20 protein-coding genes are annotated in these 17,862 nt (G+C 74.4%); 14 read left to right on the top strand and 6 right to left on the bottom strand.

The window, feature by feature from the left end; genetic code table 11:
- Positions 1 to 24 precede the first annotated feature (24 nt).
- The 6 genes from ABZ914_RS14530 to ABZ914_RS14505 all read left to right on the top strand — a co-directional run bounded on the left by ABZ914_RS14530 (position 25) and on the right by ABZ914_RS14505 (position 7,887).
- Complete coding sequence (locus ABZ914_RS14530; RefSeq protein WP_500193423.1) at positions 25 to 3,402, top strand: WD40 repeat domain-containing serine/threonine protein kinase; 3,378 nt, start codon at positions 25 to 27, stop codon at positions 3,400 to 3,402.
- Complete coding sequence (locus tag ABZ914_RS14525; RefSeq protein WP_500193422.1) at positions 3,369 to 4,346, top strand: ADP-ribosylglycohydrolase family protein; 978 nt, start codon at positions 3,369 to 3,371, stop codon at positions 4,344 to 4,346. The genes ABZ914_RS14530 and ABZ914_RS14525 overlap by 34 nt, the downstream gene beginning before the upstream one ends.
- Before the next feature lie 141 nt (positions 4,347 to 4,487).
- A complete protein-coding gene (locus tag ABZ914_RS14520; protein WP_190851571.1) occupies positions 4,488 to 5,246 on the top strand; it encodes an SDR family oxidoreductase in 759 nt (252 codons plus the stop codon).
- A 31-nt stretch (positions 5,247 to 5,277) separates the two neighbouring features.
- Entirely contained in the window at positions 5,278 to 6,042 is a 765-nt protein-coding gene (locus ABZ914_RS14515; protein ID WP_500193407.1) for a muconolactone Delta-isomerase family protein, read from the top strand.
- Between the two features lie 50 nt (positions 6,043 to 6,092).
- Entirely contained in the window at positions 6,093 to 7,316 is a 1,224-nt protein-coding gene (locus tag ABZ914_RS14510) for a cytochrome P450 (RefSeq protein ID WP_500193406.1), read from the top strand.
- Positions 7,317 to 7,347: 31 nt separating this feature from the next.
- Entirely contained in the window at positions 7,348 to 7,887 is a 540-nt protein-coding gene (locus ABZ914_RS14505) for an LOG family protein (RefSeq protein WP_500193405.1), read from the top strand.
- Positions 7,888 to 7,939: 52 nt separating this feature from the next.
- Here the strand turns inward: ABZ914_RS14505 and ABZ914_RS14500 are convergent, their stop codons facing one another.
- Positions 7,940 to 8,518 (bottom strand): carboxymuconolactone decarboxylase family protein, encoded by a 579-nt coding sequence (locus tag ABZ914_RS14500; RefSeq protein WP_500193404.1) that lies wholly within the window; start codon positions 8,516 to 8,518, stop codon positions 7,940 to 7,942.
- Positions 8,519 to 8,596: 78 nt separating this feature from the next.
- On the opposite strand from ABZ914_RS14500, the gene ABZ914_RS14495 reads away from it, so the two are divergent.
- The 6 genes from ABZ914_RS14495 (at position 8,597) to ABZ914_RS14470 (ending at position 13,665) form a co-directional block, all read left to right on the top strand.
- Entirely contained in the window at positions 8,597 to 8,971 is a 375-nt protein-coding gene (locus ABZ914_RS14495) for a winged helix-turn-helix transcriptional regulator (protein ID WP_387019982.1), read from the top strand.
- Between the two features lie 307 nt (positions 8,972 to 9,278).
- On the top strand, positions 9,279 to 11,009 hold the full coding sequence (locus ABZ914_RS14490; RefSeq protein WP_500193403.1) for an L-aspartate oxidase: 1,731 nt from the start codon (positions 9,279 to 9,281) through the stop codon (positions 11,007 to 11,009).
- Between the two features lie 28 nt (positions 11,010 to 11,037).
- Positions 11,038 to 11,445: an STAS domain-containing protein gene (locus ABZ914_RS14485; RefSeq protein WP_500193402.1), complete on the top strand. Its 408-nt coding sequence runs from the start codon at positions 11,038 to 11,040 to the stop codon at positions 11,443 to 11,445.
- 46 nt (positions 11,446 to 11,491) lie between these two features.
- The gene (locus ABZ914_RS14480) at positions 11,492 to 12,067 is read left to right on the top strand and encodes an Rv1733c family protein (RefSeq protein WP_500193401.1); all 576 of its coding nucleotides are present in this window, start codon (positions 11,492 to 11,494) and stop codon (positions 12,065 to 12,067) included.
- 397 nt (positions 12,068 to 12,464) lie between these two features.
- Positions 12,465 to 12,845, top strand: a complete 381-nt coding sequence (locus ABZ914_RS14475; RefSeq protein ID WP_500193421.1) for a hypothetical protein — start codon at positions 12,465 to 12,467, stop codon at positions 12,843 to 12,845.
- A gap of 37 nt (positions 12,846 to 12,882) precedes the next feature.
- Entirely contained in the window at positions 12,883 to 13,665 is a 783-nt protein-coding gene (locus ABZ914_RS14470; RefSeq protein ID WP_500193400.1) for a sigma-70 family RNA polymerase sigma factor, read from the top strand.
- A 41-nt stretch (positions 13,666 to 13,706) separates the two neighbouring features.
- Here the strand turns inward: ABZ914_RS14470 and ABZ914_RS14465 are convergent, their stop codons facing one another.
- The 4 genes from ABZ914_RS14465 to ABZ914_RS14450 are packed head-to-tail and all read right to left on the bottom strand — an operon-like array spanning position 13,707 to position 16,012.
- Positions 13,707 to 14,096: a DUF2218 domain-containing protein gene (locus ABZ914_RS14465; RefSeq protein WP_500193399.1), complete on the bottom strand. Its 390-nt coding sequence runs from the start codon at positions 14,094 to 14,096 to the stop codon at positions 13,707 to 13,709.
- A gap of 17 nt (positions 14,097 to 14,113) precedes the next feature.
- Positions 14,114 to 14,911, bottom strand: coding sequence for an ABC transporter permease subunit (locus tag ABZ914_RS14460; RefSeq protein WP_500193398.1), 798 nt, complete (start codon positions 14,909 to 14,911; stop codon positions 14,114 to 14,116).
- 10 nt (positions 14,912 to 14,921) lie between these two features.
- Positions 14,922 to 15,848: an ABC transporter ATP-binding protein gene (locus ABZ914_RS14455; RefSeq protein WP_500193397.1), complete on the bottom strand. Its 927-nt coding sequence runs from the start codon at positions 15,846 to 15,848 to the stop codon at positions 14,922 to 14,924.
- The gene (locus tag ABZ914_RS14450) at positions 15,848 to 16,012 is read right to left on the bottom strand and encodes a hypothetical protein (RefSeq protein WP_500193396.1); all 165 of its coding nucleotides are present in this window, start codon (positions 16,010 to 16,012) and stop codon (positions 15,848 to 15,850) included. Before ABZ914_RS14450 ends, ABZ914_RS14455 begins: the two co-directional genes overlap by 1 nt.
- Before the next feature lie 121 nt (positions 16,013 to 16,133).
- Between ABZ914_RS14450 and ABZ914_RS14445 the strand changes: the two genes are divergently transcribed.
- Together ABZ914_RS14445 and ABZ914_RS14440 are read left to right on the top strand one after the other, a co-directional pair.
- Positions 16,134 to 16,709 (top strand): TetR/AcrR family transcriptional regulator, encoded by a 576-nt coding sequence (locus ABZ914_RS14445; protein ID WP_500193395.1) that lies wholly within the window; start codon positions 16,134 to 16,136, stop codon positions 16,707 to 16,709.
- Positions 16,710 to 16,797: 88 nt separating this feature from the next.
- Positions 16,798 to 17,559 (top strand): DeoR/GlpR family DNA-binding transcription regulator, encoded by a 762-nt coding sequence (locus tag ABZ914_RS14440; protein ID WP_500193394.1) that lies wholly within the window; start codon positions 16,798 to 16,800, stop codon positions 17,557 to 17,559.
- 48 nt (positions 17,560 to 17,607) lie between these two features.
- Here the strand turns inward: ABZ914_RS14440 and ABZ914_RS14435 are convergent.
- Positions 17,608 to 17,862 (bottom strand): HPr family phosphocarrier protein (locus ABZ914_RS14435; RefSeq protein WP_500193393.1); only part of this gene is annotated, 255 nt, incomplete at its 5' end.

Raw genomic sequence — 17,862 nt, 5'->3', positions numbered from 1 at the left:
CCGAGGGCGCCGGCCGTGGGCCCGATGCGACCGGGGGACCGGGGACGGGTGGCGGCGGGCGACGCGTGGCGGGTCGGCCAGGTCGTCGACGGGCGCTACGAGGTTCTCCAGGTGCACGAGGGCGGCGCGATGGGCGTCGTGTACCGGGTCCGGCACCTGGAGTGGGCCACGGACCTGGCGGTGAAGTGCCCGCGCGCGGAGCTGTTCGCGAGGGAGGCGCAGCGGGACTGGTTCATCGCCGAGGCGGAGATCTGGGTGTCGCTGGGCCTTCACCCGAACGTGTGCGGCTGCCATTACGTGCGCGTCCTGGACGGCGTCCCCCGCGTGTTCGCCGAGTACGTGCCCGGCGGCAGCCTGCGCGATTGGATCGATGACCGCCGCCTGTACAGCGGCGGCCGGGACGAGGCGCTCGTCCGGATCCTGGACGTGGCGGTGCAGTTCGCGTGGGGACTGGCGCACGCCCATGACCGCGGGGTCGTGCACCAGGACGTCAAGCCCGCCAACGTGCTGATGGACGGCACCCCGGACGGGGCCGTCGCGAAGGTGACCGACTTCGGGCTGGCGAAGGCGCGGGCCGTGGCCGGACCGGTGGCGCCCGTCCCGACGGACTCGGACACCCCTCCGGAAGCGAGCATCATGGTGTCCACCAGCGGCTTGACCCCCGCCTATGCCTCGCCGGAGCAGGCTGCGGGGCTGCCCGTCGGGCGGCGCACCGACATCTACAGCTTCGCCGTGTCCGTGCTGGAGATGTTCACCGGCGGGCTCGCCTGGAGGTCGGGGACGGCGGCGGGCGCCGCGCTCGCCGCCTGTCGCGCGGATCCCGTGCCGGGGATCCCCGGACTGCCGCCGGAGCTGGCCGATCTGCTGGCCGGGTGCCTGAAGCCGGACCCGGCCGAACGGCCCGCGTCCCTGACCCAGGTCGCCGCCGAACTCGCGGAGATCCACCGGCGGGCGGCCGGGGCGTCCCGCCCGCGTCCGGCTCCGGTCGTCGCGGACCTGCGGGCCGGCGAGCTCAGCAACCGCGGCGTGTCCCTGCTCGACCTCGGGCGCCCGGCCGAGGCGGGCGAGGCGTTCGCAGCGGCGCTGGCCGCCGACCCGCAGCACCTCAACGCCACCTACAACGCCGGCCTGCTCCGCTGGCGGCGCGGCGAGTGCACCGACGAGGACCTCGTCTCGGCCCTCGACGCCACGGTCCCCGGCGCCGACCCGGACGACGCCCACCGCCTGCTGGCGCAGGTGCACCGCGAACGCGGCGACCACGACCGGGCGGACGCGATGCTCGGCCGCGACGGGGCCGCCCGGTCCCGGCCGTCGAGCGGCACGCGCCGCATCCCCTGGTACTCCTACCAGGAGCGCGTCGAGACGTTCGACGGCATGCGGATCCCGCGGCAGCCCCCGACGATGGGCGTCCGGTTCACCGGCGACGGGCGGCGCGCGGTCGTCGCCTGCGACGGCGTGCTGCGCGTGTGGGACGTCGGCGACGGCCGCTGCCTGAGGGAGCTGACGGCCCCCGGCGTCGAGTTCACCCTCGGCATCAGCGACGACGGCCGCTCCGCGATCACGGCCGGTCCGGACGCCGTGCACTTCTGGGACCTGGCCGGGGGACGCCGCCTGCGGGCGATCGGCGCACCGGACGGCTGGAACCGGGCCCTGTGGTCGTCGTCGGTGTGCCTCTCCGGCGACGGGCGGACCGCCGCGTCGGCCGCCTACGACGGGACCGTGCTCGTATGGGACTTCCCCGGCGGCGGGCTCCGGCTCGCGATCGACGGGCACCAGGGCAGGGCTGTCACGGCGCTCGACGCCGAAGGGCGGCTCGTCCTCACCGCCGGCCGCGCGGACGGCACGGCGCGGCTCTGGGACGTCGCGACCGGCCGCTGCGTCCGCGTCCTGGACGCACGCGTCCGCGACGGCTTCAAGGCCGTCGACGAGGTCTGCCTCAGCGCCGACGGGAACCGCGCGGCGCTCGCCGCGGGCGGGAGGATCCGCCTCTGGGACCTCCGCACGGGGGACGTCCGGACCCTGCCCGGGCACGCCCGGATCGTCCGCTCGCTGTCGATGTCCGACGGATTCCTGATCTCCGTGGGCGCGGACGACACCGTCCGGCTCTGGACGCTCGACGGCGGGCAGTGCCTGCGCACCTACCGGGGCGACGGCCCGGTGCGGGCGGCTCACCTCGTCCCGGACACGGGAGTGCTGCTGTCGGCCTGGCGGTCCGGCCTGCACTGGTGGACGGTGCCCCCGCGGTACACCGCGCCGTTCCAGCTGAGCAGGCCGCGGGAGCACGCCGAGCTGAGCGGACTCGACGCCACGGTGACGGACCTGATGGACCGGGCCCGCGGAGCGGACCCGCGGACGGCCCTGTCCCTGCTCGCCGAGGCCAGGTCCGTCCCCGGACACGAGCGGGACCCGCGGCTGCTCGAAGCGTGGCGGGACCTCGGCCGCTCCGCGACCAGGACCGGGCTCCGCTCCGCATGGCCGGCCGGGGTCTTCGAGTCCGGCACCGCGCCCGTCTCGGTGGACCCGCACCCGGACGGCCGGACCGCCGTGGCCGGAGGGCAGGACGGCACCGTCCGGCTCTGGGACGTGGAGAACGGGACCCGCCTGCGAACGTTCGCGAAGCACCCGAGCGCCGTCAACGCCGTCGCCGTGAGCCGCGACGGCTCGCGGGCCGCGGCCGTGAGCCGCGACGGAACCGTCTCCGCATGGGCGCTGCCGACCGGCGAGCGCGTCGAGACGATCGAGCGCCTGGGCCCGCTGGGCGCCGGCGCCGCCGCGTTCGACCAGGACGCGCGGCGCGCCGTCGTGGCCGGCGCGGACGCGGTGATCCGGATCTGGAACCTCGACACCGGCGCGTGCGAGCGGGAACTGCCGGGCCACACCGGGAAGATCACCGCGCTGCACACCGCACCGGAACTGATCGCGTCCACCGGAGCGGACGGGACGGTGCGGCTGTGGAACCCCGAGACCGGCGAGTGCCTGCGCGTTCTGCACGGCCACACCAACTGGGTGATGTCGGCCTGCCTGAGCCCGGACGGCCGCCGCGTCCTGTCCGCCGGCGGATACACCGACCGCACGATCCGCCTGTGGGACACCGCGACCGGCGAGTGCCTGCGCGTCTTCGGCGACGAGCCCGACAACCCCCGGGGCGTCGACTCGGTGCCGAAGGTCCGGTCCAAGCGCGTCCGGTTCACCCCGGACGGCCGGTTCGCCGTCTCCGGCGGATCCGACGCCGCCGTGCGGATCTGGGACCTCGGCGGCGGACGCTGCCTGCGCGTCCTCGACGGCCACACCGGGGCGGTGAACGCCGTCGCCATCAGCGCCGACGCCCGCTTCGCGCTCTCCGCCAGCACGGACGGGACCCTGCGACGCTGGGAACTCGACTGGAACCTCCACACCCCCTGAATCAGGAGCCCACCCTGACGAAGCCAAGCGAACGAGCGACCGGCGCGGTCGTCGGCGCAGCAGTCGGTGACGCACTGGGCGCCCCATTCGAGTTCGGCCCGCCGGGCGCCTTCTCGGCTCGCTTCCCGGAGCCCGGTGCGGGCGGTGAGATGTGCGGGGGCGGTGGCTGGGACCCGGGCGAGGCGACGGACGACACGCAGATGGCGGTCCTGGTCGCCGACTCCCTGATCGAGCGGGGCGGGCTGGACCTGCCGGACGTCTTCGCCCGCTTCCAGCGGTGGGCCGCGTCCGAGCCGAAGGACATCGGCCTCCAGACCGAGGACGTGCTCACCAGCGGCATGCCGTGGGACCTGGCGGCCGCCGTCCACTTCCAGGTCAACCGGCGGGCCGCGGGAAACGGGTCGTTGATGCGGGCCTCCACGTCGGCGGTGTTCTTCGCGCGCGACGGGCAGCAGGCCACCATGGACGCGGCCCGCCGCATCGCCGCCCTGACCCATGGCGACCGCGCGGCGTGGGAGGGCACCGCCGTCTTCCACGAACTCGTCCGCCGCGCGCTTCACGGCGCCGACCCGCTCGCCGCGATCCCGGACGTCCTGGACGCGGTGCCTCCTGGGCACCGGGAGCGGTACGCGGCCGTCCTGGCACCCGGCTGGCATCCCGACCAGGCCACCGAGTTCAACGGCGCCGTCTGGCCCTGCCTGGGCTCGGCGGTCTGGGCGCTGCGCACCACGGGCGGCTACGAGGAGGCGGTGCGGGCGGCGATCGACCTCGGCGGCGACACCGACACCGTCGCGGCGGTCACCGGCGGCCTCGCGGGCGCCCGCTACGGCCTGGACGCGATACCGACCCGCTGGATCGAACCGCTTCACGTTCCCCTCCCGGGGTTCGACCGCGTGCTGCGGCTACCGGAACTTCTCGGCTTGGCGCGTCGCCTCGTCGGCTGATCTGGGTGTCGGGGGTGAGGGCAAGGGGCGGTCAAGGGTGGGCGCTGCGCGTTCCAGGATCAAGGTTCCGGCGGAGGCATCGGGAGTGTCGCGGGAAGGGGGCCGATGGACGGAGACATCTCGTGACCAGGGGAAAGCGGTATGACGGAACCCGGTGCTCCTCGTGAGGGCGACGCCCGGTTGCAGGGGCGGACGGTCGTGGTGATCGGCGGAAGCTCGGGCATCGGGCGGGAGACGGCTCGCCTGGCACGGGCCGAGGGCGCCGATGTCGTGCTGGTGGGGCGCGATCCCGGGCGGCTGCGGGAGGCGGCGGCGGACGTCGGTGCGGCGAGCACCGAGGCGTTCGACGCGACGGACCCCGAACGCCTCCAGCGGTTCTTCGAAGGCGTGCCGGGACGGATCGACCATGTGATGGTGACGGCCGGGAGCAACTACTACACGCGCCTGGCCGACGTGGACTTCGCGCAGGCGCAGCGGCAGGTCGAGGAGCATCTGTGGCTGCCGATCCGCATCGCGCGCGCGGCGGCGGGGCGGATGCCGGCCGGGGGGTCGCTGGTGTTCATGGGCGGGACCGGTGCACGGCGTCCCGGCCTCGGGCTGGTGGTGTCGTCGCCGCTGACGGTGGCGCTGCCCGCGCTCGTCGCCGTGCTGGCGCTGGAGCTGGCGCCGGTCCGCGCCAACCTGATCGCGGCCGGTTTCGTGGACACGGCGCTGTCGGCGCGGCTGCTGGGCGACCAGCTGGAGCAGCGGCGCGAGCAGCTGCGCGGCTCGCTGCCGATCGGGCGCGTCGTCCAGCCGGACGACGTCGCGGCGCTCGCGGTGCACCTGATGGCCAACACCGCGGTGACCGGCGCGACCTTCGACGTCGACGGCGGCCAGCAGTTCGCCTCGGGCGCGTGACCGGCGCGTTCCCCGATGGGAGGAGATCGTCATGGAGTTCCTCGTCGAGTTCCAGGTCAACGTCCCGGACGGGACGCCCGAGGACGAGGTGAAGCGGCGGCAGGACGCGGAGGCGGCCGCCGCGGCCGACCTGGCGGCGCAGGGCCACATCACCAGGGTCTGGTCGACGCAGAGTGAATCGGGCGAACGCCTGATCCTCGGGTTGTACCGCGCCGACGACCGCCCCCGGCTCGACGCCCTGCTCCGCGGCCTGCCGCTGTACGACTGGATGCGCGTCACCGTCACGCCGCTCGGCGCCCACCCCAACGACCCGGCCGCGGCCGGCGGCGGCCGCCTGCCCGATCCCCGGCTGACGCTGGTGTACCGGCTGGAGGCCGCCCTCGCCCCGCCGCTGGATCTGGGGGAGGTCGCCGCGGGACGCCGCCGCATCGTGCCTCTGACCGGCGGCACCTTCACCGGTCCCGGCCTCCGGGGCGTCCTCGTGCCCGGGGCCGGCGCCGACTGGCAGACCGTCCTGCCGGACGGCACCGCGCTGGGCGACATCCGCTACACCCTGCGGACCGACCGCGGTGACCTGCTCTCCGTCCGGTCGCGTTCGGTGCGCCACGGCAGCGCGGAGGTCCTCGCCCGGCTGGGCCGCGGGGAGGACGTCGACCCGAGCGAGTACGTCTTCCGCGCCTCCACCTCGATCGAGACGGCCGCCCCCGACCTGGACTGGCTGAACAAGGGCGTGTTCGTCACCGTGGGCGGGCGGCTCCCGGACGCGGTCGTCTACGAGACCCACCTCGCCGGATAGCGGGCAACCAAGCGGTTGTTTCAGTCCGGTGGCGGTGCCAGCCTTGGACGATGGACGGCCTTGATCTGACCGACCTGGATCGGTTCGCGCACGGGTTCCCGTACGAGGTCTTCGACGCGCTCCGGCGAGACGCGCCGGTCTGGTTCCACCCCGCGACCGCGAACACCCCCGGCGGCGAGGGCTTCTGGGTGATCAGCCGGTACGCCGATATCGTGGCCGCCGCGTCCGACGGCGAGACGTTCTCCTCGGAGGGCGGGCCGGGACGCGAGGGCGGGGGCACGCTCATCGAGGACCTTCCCGGCGGGTTCGCCGCGGGCGTCCTGCTGAACATGATGGACGACCCCCGGCACCAGCGGTTCCGGCGCCTGCTGACGCCGAGCCTCGCCCCGCGCGCGCTGCGGGCGATCGAGGCGGACCTGCGGCGGCGTGCCGAGCGGATAGTGGACGCCGCGCTGGCGAAGGGCGAGTGCGACTTCCTGACGGACGTGGCGGCCGAACTGCCGTTGCAGGCCGTGGCGCAGCTTCTCGGCGTCCCGCAGGAGGACCGGCACCGGCTGCTGCTGTGGGCCGATGCCACGCTCGACCACGAAGACCGGGCCTTGGGGGAGAGCACCGAGCGCACCCAGCAGGCTGCGGCGGAGATGTTCGCCTACGGGTCGGCCTTGCTGGAGCGCAAACGGGCCGAGCCGGGAGACGACCTGCTCTCGCTCGCCGCGCACGCCCGCATCGACGGCGAGCCCCTGTCGGACCTCGAACAGCAGATGCTCTTCAACCTGCTGATCGCGGCGGGCAGCGAGACCACGCGGAACGCCATCGCCACCGGCATGCACGCCCTGATGGAGGACCCGGAGGCGTGGGAGCGGATCCGGGACGACAGGAGCCTGCTCCCGGGCGCGGTCGAGGAGATGCTGAGGTGGTCCTCACCGACGCCCTACAACCGCCGTACCGCCACCCGGGACGTCACCCTGGGCGGACAGCCGATCCGCGCGGGAGACAAGGTCACCCTGTGGTGGGCGTCGGCGAACCGCGACGGCGAGGTCTTCCCCGACGCGTACCGCTTCGACATCGCGCGCAGCCCGAATCCCCACCTGGCGTTCGGCCGCGGCGGCCATTTCTGCCTGGGCGCCGCACTGGCCCGCGTGGAGATGCGCGTCGTGTTCGACACCCTTCTCGACCGGATGGATTCGGCGGAACCGACCGGCCCGATCGAATACACGCGGAGCAACAAGCATTCCGGCGTCCGGCATATGCCCGTCCGCCTCCGCCCCAGGTGAGGGCCGGGGCCGTCGCGCGTACGGTGACCGTATGAAGATCTGTGTTTTCCTCTCCGCGGCCGATCTGTCCGCGACCTACACCCGGCCGGCGCGCGAGTTCGCCGAGCTCATCGGCAAGGCCGGGCACACCCTGGTGTGGGGCGGCTCCAACACGGGCCTCATGCGGGTCGTGGCCGACGGCGTGCACGAGTCGGGCGGCCGGCTCATGGGCGTCTCGGTGCGGTTCCTGGCGGACAAGGTCCGGCCCGGCGTGGACGACATGGTGATCGCGGAGAACCTGGGCGAGCGCAAGAGGCTGCTCCTGGAGAAGGCGGACGCCGTGGTGATCATGGTCGGCGGGACCGGGACCCTCGACGAGGCCACCGAGATCCTGGAGCTGAAGAAGCACGGCCAGACGGCGATGCCGCTGGTGCTCCTGAACACCGCCGGCTTCTACGACGGGCTGAAAGAGCAGTTCAGGCGCATGGAGGACGAGGGGTTCCTGCCGCGTCCCCTGTCCGAGCTGGTCTTCTTCGCCGAGGAGCCCGCGAAGGCCCTGGCCTATCTGGAGGAGACGGTGGGCGAAGGCTGAGCCGGGCGGCCGGGGGCGGGAGACCTCCGTCCGGCGGCCGTGCGCACGCCCTTCACGACCGGTAGTCGCCGAAAGCCGGGGTGCCGGGTTCGGGCCGGAGTCTCAGGACGCGCGCGGCGAAGGAGATCGCGTGGTACCAGCCGCAGAGCAGGAGCAGGTCCACCGCCCCCTCCTCGCCGACCGCGCCGGTCAGCTCCCGCCATTCGTCGTCGGACAGGTCGTTCGCCGAGCACAGGGCGTCCACCGCGCGGAGCACGGCCCGGTCGGCGGGGTCGGTCCAGCAGCCGTCGTCCGGGCCGCCGGCGACGATGGACCGGATCTGCTCGGCGTCGAGCCCGGCCTTGCCGGCGAAGACCGCGATGTGGACGCCCCACTCGTACTCGGCTCCGCACCGCCGCGTGGTCCGGTCGATCACCAGCTCGCGGTGCCGCAGGCTCAGGGCCGCCCGGCGGGACAGGTAGTACCGCCCCCATCCATGGACGCCGTGCGCCCGGTCCGGCCGGCGGGCGAAGACCCTGAACAGGGCGATCGGCGCCCCGAGCGCCTCCAGCGCCGCGGCGGTCTCCGCGTCGTAAGGCGGCTCGACGGGGGCGACGCGCGGCGCTACCGTGTGCTTTGAAAATCGAGGCATGCGGCCACGCTAACACCGCTGCTTCGAAAAAAGAAGCATGCGGCCCGGGGCATCCGGGCGCCCGAAGGGAGCACGGACATGGCGGACGAGCCGGACCGGCCTGCGGCCTCGCCGTCCGCGCCGCTGCCGGGCCGGCCCGTCCGGGGGTCGGCGACCGGGCGGCCGATCATGGCGCTGTTCGACCTCCTCGGCCGCCGCTGGACGCTCCGCGTCATCTGGGAGCTCGCCCAGGAGCCGGCCGCCACCTTCCGCGAGCTCCAGCAGCGGTGCGACGGCGTCTCCTCCAGCGTGCTCGCCCAGCGGCTGGCGGAGCTGGACCAGGCCGCCATCGTCCGGCGCGCGGACCGGGGCTACACGCTGACCCCGGACGGCCGGACCCTCTGCGCCGAGCTCATGCGGCTCGAGACGTGGGCCGACCGGTGGGCGGCGAGGACGGCCCCGGCCGCCGAGTGACCCCGCCGCCCCTCGTCGGGGGCGACGGCCGCCGCTTCCACTGAGACAGCGCACCGGGGCGGGATGTGACACATCCCGCCCATTTTCCGGCTGTGATCCCGGAGATCCGGCCGAAGTGTCACAAGCCGCGATGCCGGCCTGTCTTAGCTGTCGACCGGGCGATGATCGATGCCTCTGAAAAAGGGGACGGCGGACATCGTGGAACCGCCCCTCGGTTCCGGCCTTTCTCTCCCGAGCGGATGGGCGTGAAAGCGTCATTCTCTCCCGGTCCCGCGAATCGCATCCCATTCTGGCAAGGAGCGCGTTAATGGACGGTTGTGAGCGGCGGCTGGCGGCGCCGGTCCTGGTGATCGGCACCGGGGGAGCGGGGCTGCGGGCGGCGATCGAGCTCGCCGAGCGGGGGGTGGGCGTGCTCGCGGTGGGCAAGCGCCCCAGGGCCGACGCCCACACCACGCTCGCGGCGGGAGGCGTCAACGCGGCCCTGGCGACGATGGACCCGCAGGACTCCTGGCGGCAGCACGCCGCCGACACCCTCCAGGAGAGCTACCTGCTGGCCGATCCGCGCACGGTGCGGATCGTGACCGAAGGCGCGGCGCGCGGCATCGACGACCTGGTCCGCTACGGGATGCCCTTCGCGCGGGAGGCCGACGGGCGGATCTCGCAGCGGTTCTTCGGCGCCCATACCTGGCGCCGCACCGCGTTCAGCGGCGACTACACCGGCCTGGAGATCCAGCGCGCGCTGGTACGCCGGGTGACGGAACTGGACGTGCCGATCCTGGACAGCGTCTACATCACACGGCTGCTGGTGCGCGACAACGCGGTCCACGGCGCCTACGGGTTCGACCTGAACGACGGGACCCGCTACGTCGTCCACGCCGACGCGGTGATCCTGGCGACCGGCGGGCACACCCGGATCTGGCGGCGGACCTCCTCGCGCCGGGACGAGAACACCGGCGACTCGTTCCGCCTGGCCGTGCTCGCCGGCGCCCGGATCCGCGATCCGGAGCTGGTGCAGTTCCACCCGTCCGGGCTCCTGTCGCCCGAGGACGCGGCCGGGACGCTCGTCTCGGAGGCGGCGCGGGGGGAGGGCGGCCGGCTGCTGAACGCGCTCGGCGAGCGGTTCATGGCCCGCTACGACCCCGACCGGATGGAGCTGTCCACCCGCGACCGGGTCGCGCTGGCCGCCTACACCGAGATCAAGCAGGGGCGCGGCACCCCGAACGGCGGGGTCTGGCTGGACGTGTCGCACCTGCCCCGCGAGACGATCATGACGAGGCTGCCGCGCGTCCACCGGACCCTCCTCGAACTGCAGATGCTCGACATCACCGAGGAACCGATCGAGATCGCCCCGACCGCGCACTACTCGATGGGCGGTGTGTGGGTGCGGCCCGAGGACCACGGCACGGACGTCGACGGGCTGTACGCGATCGGGGAGGCCGCCAGCGGCCTGCACGGCGCGAACCGGCTGGGCGGCAACTCCCTCATCGAGCTGCTGGTCTACGGACGGATCGTGGGCCGGGAGGCCGCCGCCTACTCCGCGGGCCTGGAGGCGCAGCGCCGGGACGCGGACGCGCTCGCCGCTGCCCGCCGGGAGGTCGACGAGCTGCTGGCCTGCGACGGGCCGGAGAACGTCCGGGTCCTGCAGCGCGCGGCGCGCGACGTCATGACCGAGCACTGCGGCGTCGTCCGCGACGAGGGCGGCCTCCGCGCCGGGCTGGCCGGACTGGACGTCGTCGAGGCGCGGATCGGCGCCCTCGGCGTCCACCCCGACAACGCCGGCTACCAGGACCTCGCGCACGCCTTCGACCTGAAGTCCACCGTCCTGGCCGCCCGGGCCACCCTCGACGCGGCCCTCGAACGGCGCGAGACCCGCGGCTGCCACAACCGCTCCGACCACCCGGACCTCGACGAGTCCCTGCGGGTCAACCTGGTCTGGTCGGGTCCCGGCAAGGTCGAGCGCGAAGAGATCCCGCCGATCCCCGCGGAGATCGCCGCGCTCATGCGGCACGTCTCGTCCGACGGCAAGCTCGTGGAATGACGGTCCGCGCGGCGCACAAGGAGACGACATGACCGAACGGACCGTCGAAGGCGTGCGGGTGAGCAGCGCGCTGCTGCGCCTGGACGGCACCTTCGAGCCGCCCCACCTGGTCGTCGACGGGGAGGTCGACATGAGCACGCTCCCCGCGTTCGGCGACGCGCTGGCCAGGGTGGTCGCGCACAGCTCCGGCGACGTGTGGGTGGACGTGGAGCGGCTGGACTTCATCGACGTCGGCGGGCTCCGGGCGCTGGCCGCGACGGCCTGCCGGCTCGGGCTCCAGGACCGGCGGCTCGTGCTGCGCTCGGTCGCCCCGCATCTGGCCGAGCTGATGGACCTGGTCGGGTGGAGCCAGATCTCCAGCCTGCTCATGCTGGCCAGGGTCGAGCGGCGGTCCCTGGCACCGCGCGTGGCATCGCCCCGTCACCCGGCGAGCTGAGCCGTCCCGCCGCAACGACGTGGTGGCGGACGCTGAGGAGGAGGTCATGAAACCGACCGCAGTACGGGCGGGCCTCGGCCGGCTGCGGCGGCGCATCGGCTTCGACGGCAACGAGCTGCGCCGCGACGTGGACCGCCGGCAGCGGGCGGCCGGCCTGCTCCTCCTGCTGCTGTTCGTGGGCGCCGGCCTGCCCGTGTCCTGGCAGATCGCCCGGAACGCGTACGACTCGGGGGTCCGCGCCGAGCGGTACGAGGCCGTGACGCGGCACCGGGTCGACGCCACGGTGCTGAAAGTGGACGACCTGGCGTCCGGCCACCGGGTCACCGTGACGTGGCGGGAACCGGGCGGACGGGCGCGGACCGGCTCGTACGACACCTGGTACCGGGCCGTCGCGGGCGAGCACCTGAAGCTGTGGGCCGGCCCGGCCGGGGTGTCGGACGTGGAGCCGCGCCGGCACGCGCGCACGGTCGGTGAGGCCGTCGGCGCCGGCCTCGGCGCCGCGACCACGGCCGGTGTGCCGGTCCTGGTGACCTACCTGGTGGTCCGCCGCCGCGCCGACCGGCGGCGCGACCGGCTCTGGGACGCCGAGTGGGAGCGCCTGGACGCCGGCCGCTCCCGCTGAATCCGCCGGTGCGGCCTGCCGGCCGGATCGAGGAGCTGCGCGCCGCCGGGGCCCTGGCCATCTCCCCGTCCACCTCCACGCGCTGGGGATACCGGTCGTGCTCGGCGGCGACCTCGGCACCGCGGCCGCGATCTCCGCCGAGTCCGAGGCCGTCGCGCCGGCGGCCGGCTGACCGGCGTCGAGACCGGGCGCTGGTCGGCCGCGATCCTCTACAACGGCCTTTCGCGGTACGAGCGCGCGCCGCCCGCGGGGCGCTCGAAGAACTCACCGGCGCGGTGGGCCCGTGCGACACCGACTAGGGCCCAGGGGATCCTGAGCCGCTGCCGGGCGCTGCTGAGCGACGACACCGACGCGGCCGGGCTCTACTTCGAGGCGATCGAGCGGTAACAACGCCGGGATCATGCTGCTCGGCTCGGCGCCGCACACCGCCGTCGAGGAGTGGGACCGGATGGTCTCGCTCAACGTGGCGGCGCTGCTGCACATCACGCACGCCGCCGTCCCGCACCTGATCTACGCGGCCTCGACGTCGCCGCGGCAGGTGGCGGACCTGGTCAACGTCGGCGCGGCGGCCGGGCGGTCGGCGTGGTGGAGCCAGGCACCGCCGTGGACACCGAGCTGGTGGACCACCTCAACGAGATCACGCGCGAGATCCACTAGCCGCGCCCACCGGTGGAGCGGCGGCCGTCCCCTCGGGTCCCTAGGGAGGCCCGCCCCACGCTGGCCACCCCGGCCAGGGTCCCTCACTGATGCGACCCGGGCGCGCCCCCGACGACAGTGAGGGAGGTCGTGAAGGCAACTTCTCATCGAAGGTTCCCATGAACATCCAGCTTGACGAACGAGACCGGCCGACCTCCCTCGACCAGGCCGCCGCCGTCTTCGGCGACGCGCGCTCGCGCCTCTTCGGCATCGCCTACCGGATGCTCGGCGGCTCGGCGGAGGCCGAGGACATCGTGCAGGAGACCTGGCTGCGCTGGCAGGACGCCGAGCACGCGGCCATCGCCAACCCCGGGGCGTTCCTGGCGCTGATCACGACGCGGCTGTCCATCAACGCCGCGCGGTCCGCCCGGGTCCGCCACGAGACCGGCATCGGGCCCTGGACGCCCGAGCCCGTCGACCTCGGCGCCGACCCCGCCGCCGGCGCCGAGCGGGCCGAGGCCGTCGAGCGGGCCCTGCTGCTCCTGCTCGAGACGCTGACGCCCGCCCAGCGGGCCGCCTACATCCTCCGCGAGTCCTTCGACTACCCCTACGCGCGGATCGCCGAGCTCATCCGGCTGAGCCCGGCCAACGTCCGCCAGCTGGTGAGCCGCGCCCGCCGGCAGCTGGCCGCGCCGCGGCGCGGGTCGATCGGTGCCGGTGAGCACCGGCGCCTGCTGTCGGCCTTCCTGGAGGCCGCCCAGGAGGGGAACGTGCGGGCTCTGGAAGAGCTCCTGGCCGCCGACGTCGTGAGGTCCTCCGGCGATTCGCCCGCGGCGCTGCGGGAGGCGCCGCCCGTCCAGGAGGTCGTGCGGAACCATCGGCTCGCCAAGTGCACCGTCCCCGCCCCGGCTGGGCGCCGGGGGAGCACCCAGCGCCTCGTGCCCGCCGACGCCCGGACCTGACGGCTCGCCAGGCCCGCGACCGCGCCACCTCGGCGGGCCCGTCAGGGGGAGGCGTCGCCGGCGCGGGGCGCTGATCCGGGCTCGACCGGTCTCCAGACGACGGTCAGCCGGTCGCGCCGGCCGATGCGTTCGAGGCGGGCGGCGATGGCGGCCTGGATCCGCTGGAGCCGCTCGGGGCTGTCGGCCTCCGCGTCCAGAAGGAGACGCGTCTTCGTGGCGCGCAGCGCGCAGCGTCCTTCGGCGAACCGAATGACGCCCTCGGTGTCGGACCATTCGACGTGCTGGAGGTGGACTGCTGCTCCGTTGCCGCCGTGGCCACCCCGGTCCGCGTGGCCACCGGCGAGGCCGTTCACGTGGTCGCTGTGCTTGCAGAGTTGAGTGAGGTACCGGGCCGCCCGGTCGGTCGGAACGTCGGCCTTCGATGCGTACATGACGGTGTCCTTCCGGCTCAGGCGTCGCGGCGGCGGGTGAGGACGTAACCGGCCGCGAGGGCGACGGCCGCGTAGGCGCAGAAGACCCCGAACCCGGTCCAGGGGCCGAGGGCCACGGCCTCGCGGTGGGAGGCGATGTAGATCTGATCGCCCGATTGCATCGGGATGTAGGGGCCGACCGCGTCCTTCCAGGACCGCGGGAGCAGGTCGAGCAGCAGCGGCGGGACGAACAGCAGGCCGGACAGGGACGCGATGGCACCGGCGGAGGACCGCAGGGCGGCGCCGAGGCCGAGACCGAGCAGGGCGAGCGCGGTGAGGTAGAGGCCGCCGCCGGCCACGGCGCGGGCGACACCGGGATCCGACAGCGCCGTCCCGGTCAGTGTGTGCGCGGGCAGCGCCGCCTGGAAGGCCAGGTAGGCGGCGAACGTGGACGTGGTGGACGCGATCAGCGTGACCCCCGCGAGCACGAGCGCCTTCGCGGTGAGGACGGTGCGGCGGCGCGGGACGGCGGCGAACGTCGTGCGGATCATGCCGCTGCCGTGCTCGCCGGTGATGACCAGGGCGCCGAGCACCCCGAACGCGATCTGCGACAGGTGCAGCCCGGCCAGGGCCAGCTGGACGGCGTCGACGCGGGTGCGCTCATGGGCGCCCAGCCGGGGCGCGAGGACGGCCGCGGCGAGCACGGCGAACCCGACGTTGGACGCGAACGCGGTCAGCAGGACCCACGGCGTCGAGCGGACGGTGCGCAGCTTGCACCACTCCGCGCGCACCGCGTCGAGGAGGTCGCCCCGAGCCGGGGCGGCGATGGTCGTCATGGCGGGCCCTTCAGCTCGCGGCCGGTTCGGGGGAGGGAACGCAGGTGTGGTCGGCGGCGTCGCGGGTCAGCTCCATGTAGCGCTCCTCCAGCGACACCACCTGCGGTGACAGCTCCAGCAGGCCGAGGCCCCCGCCGCGGGCGAGGTCGCCGATCTCCTCGGCGGTGGCGCCGGTGACGCGGAGCGCGCCGTCGGGGTCGCGGGCGACGGCGGCTCCGCGCCCGGCGAGCAGCCTCGCGAGCTCGTCCGGGTCGGTGGCGCGCACCCGGACGCGGTCGCCGCCGCCCTCGGCGAGCAGGTCGGCGACGGTGGTCTCGGCGAGGAGCCGGCCCCGGCCGATGATGACGAGCCGGTCGGCGGTCAGCGCCGTCTCGCTCATCAGGTGGCTGGACAGGAACACGGTGCGGCCCTCCCCGGCCAGCGACCTCAGCAGCGTCCGCACCCAGGCGACGCCGCCGGGGTCGAGGCCGTTCACGGGCTCGTCGAACATCAGGACCGGCGGGTCGCCCAGCAGCGCGGCGGCGATGCCGAGCCGCTGCGCCATGCCGAGCGAGAACCCGCCGGCGCGGCGCCGGGCCGCCGACGCGAGTCCGACCTGTTCGAGCACCTCGTCCACGCGCGTGCGCGGGATGCCGTTGCTCAGGGCGAGCCACATCAGGTGGTCGCGGGCCGACCGTCCACCGGCCACGGCCCCGGCGTCCAAGAGGGCCCCGACCTCCCGGAGGGGGCGACGGTACCCGGTGTAGGGGCGGCCGTTGACCGTGACGGTCCCCGCGGTGGGCGCGTCGAGGCCGAGGACCATCCGCATCGTCGTGGACTTGCCCGACCCGTTCGGACCGAGGAACCCGGTCACGGAGCCGGGCGGGGCGGTGAACGACAGGCCGTCCACCGCCGTGACGCTCCCGTAGCGCTTGACCAGCCCGCGGGCCTCGATCATCAGTGCCCGCCCATGCTGATCATGCCGGTCAGGTGCAGGACGACGACCAGGACGACCACGGCGACGGCGGCGGCGATCGCGACGAGCCCGCCGCGCCGCGAACCACCGCCGATCGCGGGCTCGCCCTGCTGCTCGGTGTCGGGGTGCGAAGGCAGATCGGACATGAGCGGCTCCCTGTCGACGGCGCGCCGCGTCGGTCGCGGCGCGGCCGGCCCCAGTTTTTGCGATACACAGTGTCTATGTCAAGACAGATGTCTCCATAGGGACGCGCTGTATGATCGCGGCATGCCGAAGCTCTGGAGCGAGACGGTCGCGGCGCATCGCGACGCGGTGCGCGAGGCCGTCCTCGACGCCGCCGCCGCGCTCGTCGCCGCGCGCGGGCCGGCCGGCGTGACGATGTCGCAGATCGCCAAGGACTCCGGCATCGGGCGCGCCACGCTCTACAAGTACTTCGCGGACGTCGACGCGATCCTGCGCGCGTGGCATGAGCGCCAGATCGACGCCCATCTGGAGCGGCTGAACGAGATCCGGGACCGCGCCGAAGGGGCCGCGCCGCGGCTGGAGGCCGTGCTCGCGGGATACGCGGCGGCGGTGTCCCATCGCGCGCGCCACGACACCGAGCCGGCCGCCGAACTGCATCGCGGCGAGCACGTCGCCGCCGCCCACCGGCGGCTGCACGCGTTCGTCCGGGAACTGATCGCCGACGCGGCGGCGGACGGAGCCGTCCGCCGGGACGTGCCCGCCGATGAACTCGCCGCCTACTGCCTGCACGCCCTGGCAGCCGCCGGGGCGCTCCGCGACGAGGCGGCGGTCCAACGCCTCGTCCGCACCACCCTGAGCGGTCTCCAAGCGGACCGCTGAACCCCCCGATGCGCCGCCTCGGCTTGACGCGGTCACAAATCCGGGGCTATTCACAGAGAAAACAACGTGGATTCGGTGGTAACCCGACATGTACGCCGAGGAACGGCAGCAGGAGATCCTCCGCCGCACGCGCGAGGCCGGGCGGGTGGACGTCATGACCCTCGCCGAGGACTTCGGCGTCACGATGGAGACGATCCGCCGCGACCTGACGGCCCTGGAGCGCTCGGGGACGCTGCGCCGCGTGCACGGCGGCGCGATCCCCGTCGAGCGGCTCGGCTTCGAGCCGGCGCTCGCGGCCCGCGACGCGGTGATGACCGCGGAGAAGGAGCGCATCGCCAAGGCCGCCCTCGCCGAGCTGCCCGCCGACGGGTCCATCGTCATCGACGCGGGCAGCACGACCGGGCGGCTCGTCCAGGTGCTGCCGAGCGACCGGGAGCTGACCGTCATCGTCAACTCGCCGCCGCTGGCCACGGTGCTGGCCACCCGGTCGAACCTCAACGTGATCATGCTCGGCGGCCGGGTGCGGGGCCGGACGCTGGCGACGGTCGACGACTGGGCGATGCGCCCGCTCGACCGGCTGCGCGTCGACGTGGCGTTCATGGCCACCAACGGCTGCTCGGTGGAGGCGGGGCTGACGACGCCCGACCCGGCCGAGGCCGCGATCAAGTCGGCGATGATCCGGGCGTCCCGGCGCAGCGTGGTGCTCACCGACCACACCAAGATCGGCAACGACTACCTCGCCCGGTTCGCCGACCTGAGCGACATCAGCGTGCTGATCACCGACACCGGCCTGGACGCGGGGCTGGCCGCGGAACTGGCCGCGGCCGGCCCCGAGGTCGTCCGGGTCTGAGCCCGCCGGGACGCCGGGCGCCGTCCCCGCGCCGGGGACGGCCCCGGCTCAGGCGCCGGCCGGTTCCTCCGCGTCGAGGTCGCGGGCGAGGAGGGCGGCGAGCGCGTCCAGCGCCGCGTCGGCGCCGGGCCCGTCGTCGGCCTCCAGCGTGACCTCGGCACCGTGCCCCGCGCCGAGCGCGAGGACGGCGAGGATGCTGTTGGCGGGCGCGGAGCGGCCGCCGCGCCCGATACGCACCGGCACAACATGAGCGGCGCCAGCCGGCACCAACACGGTTGCGCGCCCCGCGCGAACCCCGCGGCG

Source organism: Spirillospora sp. NPDC046719, from assembly GCF_040645715.1.
Taxonomy (GTDB): domain Bacteria; phylum Actinomycetota; class Actinomycetes; order Streptosporangiales; family Streptosporangiaceae; genus Spirillospora.
The sequence above is the reverse complement of the archived record's forward strand: the minus strand, read 5'-3'. Positions and strand labels throughout refer to the sequence as shown.